Annotated in this window: 8 protein-coding genes and 1 pseudogene; 3 read left to right on the top strand and 6 right to left on the bottom strand. The window is 67.5% G+C overall.

Going from position 1 to position 8,094, the window contains the following annotated elements:
• Positions 1-774: 774 nt before the first annotated feature.
• A complete protein-coding gene (locus tag ACZ4YY_RS36260; protein WP_468299503.1) occupies positions 775-1,335 on the top strand; it encodes a GNAT family N-acetyltransferase in 561 nt (186 codons plus the stop codon).
• An 821-nt stretch (positions 1,336-2,156) separates the two neighbouring features.
• Here the strand turns inward: ACZ4YY_RS36260 and ACZ4YY_RS36265 are convergent.
• On the bottom strand, positions 2,157-2,591 hold the full coding sequence (locus ACZ4YY_RS36265) for a DUF6892 domain-containing protein (RefSeq protein ID WP_468299505.1): 435 nt from the start codon (positions 2,589-2,591) through the stop codon (positions 2,157-2,159).
• Positions 2,592-2,716: 125 nt separating this feature from the next.
• On the opposite strand from ACZ4YY_RS36265, the gene ACZ4YY_RS36270 reads away from it, so the two are divergent.
• A protein-coding gene (locus ACZ4YY_RS36270) for an IS5 family transposase (RefSeq protein WP_468299507.1) occupies positions 2,717-3,567 on the top strand; the annotation gives its coding sequence in 2 pieces (ribosomal slippage) (positions 2,717-3,068 and positions 3,068-3,567; 852 coding nt in all).
• Positions 3,568-3,678: 111 nt separating this feature from the next.
• On the opposite strand, the gene ACZ4YY_RS36275 is transcribed toward ACZ4YY_RS36270, so the two are convergent.
• On the bottom strand, positions 3,679-4,077 hold the full coding sequence (locus ACZ4YY_RS36275; RefSeq protein WP_468299509.1) for a hypothetical protein: 399 nt from the start codon (positions 4,075-4,077) through the stop codon (positions 3,679-3,681).
• Between the two features lie 484 nt (positions 4,078-4,561).
• Complete coding sequence (locus tag ACZ4YY_RS36280; protein ID WP_468299511.1) at positions 4,562-5,419, bottom strand: alpha/beta fold hydrolase; 858 nt, start codon at positions 5,417-5,419, stop codon at positions 4,562-4,564.
• Positions 5,420-5,481: 62 nt separating this feature from the next.
• Between ACZ4YY_RS36280 and ACZ4YY_RS36285 the strand changes: the two genes are divergently transcribed.
• Positions 5,482-6,072, top strand: a complete 591-nt coding sequence (locus ACZ4YY_RS36285) for a TetR/AcrR family transcriptional regulator (RefSeq protein WP_468299513.1) — start codon at positions 5,482-5,484, stop codon at positions 6,070-6,072.
• Positions 6,073-6,473: 401 nt separating this feature from the next.
• Here the strand turns inward: ACZ4YY_RS36285 and ACZ4YY_RS36290 are convergent, their stop codons facing one another.
• The 3 genes and pseudogenes from ACZ4YY_RS36290 to ACZ4YY_RS36300 all read right to left on the bottom strand — a co-directional run.
• Positions 6,474-7,130: a toll/interleukin-1 receptor domain-containing protein gene (locus tag ACZ4YY_RS36290; protein WP_468299515.1), complete on the bottom strand. Its 657-nt coding sequence runs from the start codon at positions 7,128-7,130 to the stop codon at positions 6,474-6,476.
• A gap of 209 nt (positions 7,131-7,339) precedes the next feature.
• Positions 7,340-7,789 carry a telomere-protecting terminal protein Tpg gene (tpg, locus tag ACZ4YY_RS36295; protein WP_468299517.1) on the bottom strand — a complete coding sequence of 150 codons (450 nt, stop codon included), beginning with the start codon at positions 7,787-7,789 and terminating at the stop codon, positions 7,340-7,342.
• Positions 7,779-8,094, bottom strand: a pseudogene (locus tag ACZ4YY_RS36300) (transposase); the annotation flags it as partial. The pseudogene ACZ4YY_RS36300 and the gene tpg, both read right to left, overlap by 11 nt.

The raw sequence follows: 8,094 nt of genomic DNA on the forward strand, positions 1-8,094 counted from the left end.
CCCCGCCCCCTCCCCCCCCCCCCCCCCCCCCCCCCCCCCTTCCCCACCCCCCCCCCCCCCCCCCCCCCCCCCCCCCCCCCCCCCCGACGCCGGACTTCAAGGAGTTCCGACCGTTCTGCTGATTCGGATGGGCTTGCGAGGCCCACCCGAATCGGGCCGCCGCGCGTCAGTCACAGCGATGGCACCACGTTGATCTTGGAGTGTCCAACTCGAGTGCTCACTGGCCAACTGAAGCGCTCAGTCACACAAGTGAGCCGAAGCACGACATCTGTTGGCTCTGTCCGCGAGAACGGGCAGCGGCTGTACACCGGTTTGGGAGGCAGCCGCCGCCCGAGAGGGATTCGAAATGTTCACGAGTTTGGACAGCAGCACTGGCACCGAGACCGTGCCGGTCCACCAGTCCGGTTGATCAGGTGCGTGCCAGAGGACGTCGAGCCGGCGGTGGGTGAGTTCCTCCGGCTTCTGGACCAGGGCCGCCTGCGCGATGTCCGGCTCGGACGAGGGCGGAGGATCGGCGAGCGCGCCGTCGGCGATGCCGGGCCGGCCCCGTGAAGTGGACGGCGTACCTCCATCCGTCCGGGGTCCGGTACAGGACGAGGCTGGTCGGCGTCCCGAAGGTGCGCCAGTACGGCCGCCGTTTGCTCGCCATGACGGCACGGTACTGCGGACTCACAGCCCGTGCGGCGCGTCCGGCGTCAACGGGGACGTACGCGCCCCCGACCGTCCGGATAAACGGATGGTCGAGGGCGGGCGTGACGCGGCAGGATGCTCCGCATGACCTTGCCCACCCCCGAGCTGCACACCGCCCGCCTGCGACTGCGGCCGTTCACCGACGCCGACGCGGCGCCGCTCTACGCGCTGCACAGCAGCGCCAACGTGCTGCGCTACTGGGACTCCCCGCCTTGGACCGAACCGGCCCGCGCCCAGCGCTTCATCGCGACCTGCCGGACGATCGAGGAGGAAGGCACGGGAGCGCGGGTGGCCGTCGACCGCCTCTCCGACGGCGCGTTTATCGGCTGGTGCGGCCTGACCAGCTGGAACCCGGACTTCCGCAGCGCGTCCCTGGGCTACGTCTTCGGCGCCGCCGCGTGGGGCCTCGGCTACGCCACAGAGACGGCGCACGCCGTCCTGCGGTGGGCGTTTGACACCCTGGACCTGAACCGCGTCCAGGCCGAGACCGACACCCGCAACGTGGCGTCCGCCCGAGTCCTGGAGAAGCTCGGCTTCGTCCGCGAAGGCACCCTCCGCGAGGACTGCGTCGTCAACGGCGACGTCTCTGACTCCTGGGTCTTCGGCCTCCTCCGCCGCGAGTGGCACCCGACGGCCGGCCGCTAGGACCGAGACCTGCCCGCCTTTCGGTCCGCAACCCCCTGAAGTCACCGTGGGCCGCTCCGTCGAGTTCAACGTGTTTGCTTGCCCCACCGATCCCGACCATCCGCACCGCTGGAGCATCCCCGTAGCTCGTAGGGTCTGCCTGGAGCGGCAACAGCCTCATCGGCGTGCGCGGGTGCTGTCGCTTCTCGCGAACATCGAACACGCCGCAGCCCGGGTGCCTCCCGAAGCACTGAACAACTGCTGTCGAAACCGGTGAACAAAGCCAACATCTGTCACGGCAAGGCCGAATGGGCTGGTAAAAGTGCTAGGGCCTGTCGTCAAACCCCCCTCGCGGGGGTGCGTGCGCCGCCGAGGAAGGCCGCGAGCCCCGTGTCGAAGTCCGTGGAGGACGGGACGAACAGGACGGTCCGGTCCGGTGCGACGTACACCTTGCCGCCACCACGTCCAGCCTGTACTACACACACGCCCGCGCCGCCCGCCAGCTCGACGACGTTCGCCCCCGCGCCCGGTGCGAGGCCGAGGAACGCCCTGCCGGCCTCGGCCAGTTGTACCGTACCGGCCCTCGACGGCGAGGGCGGAGGAGGCGGGTCTGTCGTGAATGCCTTCAACTCCGGGGCCTTGCAGCCGCACCCGCCGGGCGGCCAGGCGCGTGAGCTCGCCGCCCCCTGCTCGGGGAAGCAAACCTCCTCGTTGCTGTGCACGTGGATCTGCCCCAGGCAGGGTGGACCGCCGAGCGCCGACTGCCGGCACACGACCTCACGCCGGCAGTACGCACACCTCATGCCTTCCCCTCGTCCCCCGGTCACTCCCCCGCCCGCCTCTCAGCTCGCCTCGATGCCGCGGGCCGCGAAGATCTCCCACTTGCCCGGTGCGACCAGCGTGCCGTCGTCCACGGCAGTGACGCGCTTCAGGTTCGGCAGCAACGCGAGGTCGTCGAGAGAGCGGATGTCAAAGAGGTCGTCCTCGCCGCCCCAGGCCGGGGCGCAGTGCCGGTAGATCTCCTGGCCGGCGTCGAAGCAGAGCGTCTCAACTTCGGCCAAGAGCTCGTCGCCGATCTCCAGTTCCTTGAAGAAGGTGCGCGACTCGTCGAGGACCTCGTCGTCGATGTCGTTCTCCAACACGTACACCGCGGGTATGTCGATGCCCCGCTCCCGCATGCGGGCACCGAGATCGAAGGCAGGCGTCAGGAGAGCTTGCTCGTACATGAGCACGTCGATCACGACAAGCTTGAAGTTGAAGTCTTTGAATGTGGCCACGCGACAGATCTATCACGCGGCTCCGACACGCTGGCGGTACGGCCCGCGCCCGCCGTCCAGGTGCCGGCCCACCGTGACAGCGCATGCCCAGCCGCTTGTGGGTCGGCTTCAAAGGTGATCAAGTGATGGGAAATTATGGTCGGGTGATACGTCGCCATGAACTGTCCGATGCCGAGTGGGCTTTCGTGCAGCCGTTGCTGCCCCGGTCCGAGCGGGGCCGCAGGCGGCTGGACGACCGGACGGTCCTGAACGGGATCGTGTGGAAGTTCCAGACCGGAACGGCCTGGCGGGACGTGCCCGAGCGGTACGGTTCCTGGGCCACGCTGCACACCCGCTTCCGCCGGTGGGCCAAAGACGGCACCTTCGAGCGAATGCTCCGAGCCGCCCAGGCCAGGGCCGACGCGGCCGGGGACATCGAGTGGCTGGTGTCTGTCGATTCCACGATCGTCCGAGCCCACCAGCACGCGGCCGGAGCGTGAAAAAGGGGCTTTGCACCTCGGGACTCGGCCGGTCCAGAGGCGGTCTGACCAGCAAGATCCACCTGGCCTGCGACGGCTTGGGGCGGCCGCTCGCCTTCACCGTCACTGGTGGGAACACCAACGACTGCACGCAGTTCACCGCCGTGATGAAGGCCATCCGGGTGCCCCGGCTGGGGCCGGGACGGCCCCGGGTCCGACCCGAGCACGTCATCGGCGACAAGGGCTACAGCTCCAAGGCCATACGCACCTGGCTGCGGCGACGGAACATCCGGCACACCATCCCGGAACGGTCCGACCAGATTCGCAACCGGCTCCGACGCGGCAGCCGTGGCGGACGCCCGCCGGCCTTCGACAAGCAGGTCTACAAGCGGCGCAACGTCGTCGAACGGTGCTTCAACCGCCTCAAGCAGTGGCGCGGCATCGCCACCCGCTACGACAAGACCGCCGAGTCCTACCAAGCAGCCGTCACCCTCGCATCGCTGCTGATGTGGGCGTGACATTTGACGACAACTCCTAGGCCGAAGCAGCGTGCTTGTCACCCAGAAGGCAGGCTACTTGTCACAGACGTTCAATCCGCAGCCTCCTGTCACCAGGTCGAGGCGTGACGCTCATCCAGTCGGTCGGCTACGGGCTGCCTTGCGGAAGAGAGACAGCAGGGTCCGGGCCGGCAGGGCGCCCGGGTCGAAGAACTGCGTGGCCAGAGCGGGCGGCACCGCCGTTCCCTGCATGCGGACCTCGTGGCAGGTGAAGCAGAACGCCGCCTCGAACAGCGCCAGATCGAGAGAGTCCTCGTATGCCCGGACGCTCCAGCCCGGCGAGAAGCCGCAGCGGTGCTGTTCACTGCCCGGCAGGCTCTCGATCAAGGCCAGGGCAGCGGCGGCCTCGCTCCCGGCCCAGTGAGCAACCGCCGTGCCGGGGTACGGAACGTCCCCACTGGTGGGAAGGGCGGAGATCCGTACGACCTCGATCAGCACGGTGGCGGTAACGGCTTCGGCGGGGAGCTGCATGAACGCAGTCTGCCCGCCAGGTCGGCGGCCGGGTAAGGGGCACAGACGCCTTCGGCAGGCGCAGGCCGGTGTCAGTTCGATCGACCCGATGCCATCCACCACGGAAGGTCGCACCGAGGCAGCCGCGGACGCGAAGTGACAACAAGCCTGCCTATGTGACAACGATCGTGCTTCGGCTCAACAATGAGCCGAAGCAAGGTAGTTGTCACCGGAAGAGCCAGTTGAGCTGGTGATTGAGACCGGGCGAAGCAGGCTGGTTGTCACCAGTGAGGCACGCGGCTTGTCACAAGTGCTCGTTCGGCAGCCTTCCTGTCACCAGTGGCGAAGCTCGCAAGCCTCGCTCTGTCCGGGGCGATGGACAATCTGGTGGGGGGCTGATGGGGACGAGGCGTCCGGCTCGGTACAGGACCTCGTACACGAGGTGGCGCTGTCGGGTGATCCGATGCGTCACTTCAGGCTGTCGGGTCCGGCTGCCGCCCCGCGCTCAGAAGGCGTGTCGGACCGGTTCTGCTCCGTTTTGGATCAGGAAGTCGATGAGTACCTGGGCGAGTCGTTCGGGCTGGTCCTCGGGGATGAGGGTGGACGAGTCGGTGATCTCGATCAGCCGGCCCTGCGGGTACAGCTCGGCCAGCCGGGGCCCGTGCTCACGTGGCATCAACCGGTCCTCGGTCGCCCAGACGACCAGTACCGGGCGGTCGAAGTCGCGCAGTCGCTCGCTCCAGGCCAACAAGGTCGTACGGTCGGGTGCCCCGGTGGCGAATTTGGCGAAGTCCCTGCGAATGGCCCTGCTGCGGGTGGCGGGAGCGAACCAGTCGTCCATGATCTCGTCGGGGATCCCACGCAGGCTCATCCCGCCGTATCCGCCCCGGTTGTGGCGGAACGCGGGGATGCGCATGAGCCGCGTCAGGAGCCAGACGCCGCCGGGAACCCTGCACACCTGGGCCATGGCTTTGGCCGGCCCAGGGGGGAAGTTGTCGAAGGCCTCGCAGGCCACCAGCACCAGGCGCGCGATGTGCTGGTCCTGCCCTTCCGACACCAGGAATTGGCCCCCGCCCCAGTCGTTGAGTACGAGGGTCACCTGGCCCAGACCGAGCCCGTCGATGAACTCGCCCAGGAGCCGGGCGACACCGCGCTGAGACAGGTCGGCATCCCGGTTCATCGGCTGACGGTGACCACCCAGGGGCAGCGTGGGCAGGACGCAGCGGTATCCGTCCAGCAGCGGCACCACCTTGCGCCACTGCGTCTCGTTCATCGGCAGACCGTGCCCAAACACCAGCACAGGCCCCTCACCACCGGTGTCCTGGTAGTCGATCGGTCCGGACGATAACTCGATCCTCGGCATCCCAACCTCCTGCTTGATAGATCGTTCTACTGTAATCTTGGAGGAGGAAGGGGTGGAAGGCAATGGGACAGTCGGACACACGAGCCAGGATCCGGAGTGCCGCCACGGTACTGTTCCGCCGACACGGCTACTCGGCCACCGGCCTGAAGCGGATCGCGGCAGAGGCGGACGCACCCTTCGGCTCGATCTACCACTTCTTCCCCGGCGGCAAGCAGCAACTGGCCGAGGACATGATCCGCACATCCGGAACCGAGTACGGCCGCATGGTCCTGGCTCTGCTGGACAGCGTGCCAGATCCGGTGGAATCCCTCGTGCACGCATTCGAAGCAGCTGCGGACGACCTTGCAGCGGCCGACTACGCCGACGCGTGCCCAATCGGGACGGTGGCCCTGGAGGTCGCCAGCAGCAATGAGGTGCTGCGGATCGCGACCGCGGAGGTCTTTGAGGAGTGGGTCGGCACCGCGACGCGATGGTTCGGCCGCTGGGTGGCCGAACCGAAGGTGGCGCAGTCCCTCGCGTACTCGATGGTCATGATGCTGGAGGGGGCTTTTATGCTCAGCAGGGCTACCCGTGAGCCGGAACCACTGCGGCTGGCCGGCCGATCGATGGCCAAGTTGTTGCTCACGGCCACGACTCTGGCCAGCGAGGACTGATCTCGAACAGCGGAAAAGACAGCCCGTGCGTGACCGGCGCGCAGGTTCACTGCCGGCTCCACGGGCTTGAGGACCACCGCACCACCGCACGGACGTCGCCGCCACTGTCCGGGCCGGCAAGCGCTGGGTGGCCGAGCGCACACACGCGTAGATGAGCGCCTACGGCACGACGAGCCGCTGCCGCCGGGATGGCCGCCCCACCACCCGATGCCTCAAGTGATCCATTTACCGGTCAACGTCACACCGGTCGGTGACAACAAGCCTGCCTTGGTGACAACTATCGCGCTTCGGCTCACCCCACTGTGACTGAGCACTTCAGTTGGCGGGTTGAGCGAGGCCGCGCCTTGGTCCGGCACAGCGGCTGTACCGAGGTGTGATTGGTCGCGGCAAGTACGAACTTGCTACACCTCGCCGCCCTCCTCCCAACGGCACTCAGTGCAGCGCACCCCGGCGTAGTGGTTCCCGCGGTCGTAGTCGGTCGCACCCCACTGTTCGAGCTTGGCTGGCGGAGCGCCGCAGTTGGGGCAGATCACGTAGACGCCGGCTCCGCGAAAGGACACGGCCTCGATGGTCACCTCGTCCAGGAGCTGTTGGACGCCCTGGAGGAATCCGGTGGTATCGACGCCCAAGATCTTGTTGACGGCGGTCTGGTCGTCGTCTTCAGTCACGGAGACCCAGTACAGGGGGCGGAGGAGCGCCGGGAGTGGCGTGTCGTCCAGGCAGACTGGGATGATCCTGAGTCCGTCTTCCAGTCGCCGGATGATCGCAGTCTCCAACTCGGACTTGACCCACTCCGACGTGCTGGCGTGCTCCGACCAGCAGACGAGCACGGTGTCGACCGTGTCCAAGGCAACCCCGACTTTGCCAGGGATGGAGTCGCCGGGGCTCAGTTCCCACTCATCGAGCCAGATGTCCACGCCGCCCAACCGCAGCTTCGTGGCGAAGGAGCGAACGGCAGGCTTGTCCTTGATGGTTGTGGGAAACGAATGCGCGCACTGCTGCTCCTTGTCATCCCAAAGACCTAGTGGCAGGTTATCGTCAAGATGACACATTCGCATCCGTATTCAGGCACTCCGACTCGCAGGATGCACAAGGCGCCGTCGTGGGATCGCAGTTGCCAGAAGGCAGGGAAGGCGCACCCGAAGGTGCGCCTTCCCTGCCGCCTTCCCGGACCGCAAGCGCTCACCTCGCCAAGTACAGCGCTCACCCGCCAACTGAAACGCTCAGTCACAACAAGCAGGTTCCGGGCTCCCGGTCGCTGCCGGGGTCAGTAGTCGAGGTCGATGTAGTCGATGTCGTTGAGGGTGACGTCGGAGAGTCCCATGGCGCGGGCTCCGCCGTCTTGGAAGTAGATGTCTTTGAGTCCTTCGGCGATGATCTGGCACATCTGCTGGTCGCTGGCTCCGGCGTCACGGGCGTTGAACAGGCGCTGTGCGTAGGCGGGGGGCAGGTGGACGGTGAGCCGTCGGAAGCGTCCGTCGTCGGTGGTGCCGACGGGTGCGGTGTAGCCGAACCGGGCCCGTGTCTCCACAGTGATGCCGCGTGTGGTGGCCGCCTGCTTCTGGCGGCGTTTGCGGACCTGCGGCTGCCAGCGCTGCCGTACCGCGTCGTCGATCCGGTCCGCGATCGCCTTGGGCGGGTGGGGACGACGACGCGCCGGAGGGCGAGCGGAATCGGCGGCTGGAGCTACCCCCGCGCCCGCGGGGGTAGCTCGCATGCGATCGGCTTGGGAACGAGCTGCCGTCGCCGACGGTGACCAGGAGGACTGCGGCGGTCCTGACGCCGACGCCGGGCAGCGACGTCAGGACCTGGAAAGAGGGTGGGCCTCCAGCAGGGCCTGGGTCTGGGCTTCGAGAGCCTTGCGTTGTTCGTGGACGGCGGCCAGCGACTTGGCCAGGGACGGCACGATCACGTCGAGGGTGCCAGCCCCTGGGACCACGACCGTCTGTTCATCGAGCGCGTCGAAGATGTCGTTGACCAGGCGTTCGGCCATGCGCGGGGCTCTGGGGCGGATGACTTCCA

This window comes from Streptomyces sp. NPDC030143 (assembly GCF_055573695.1).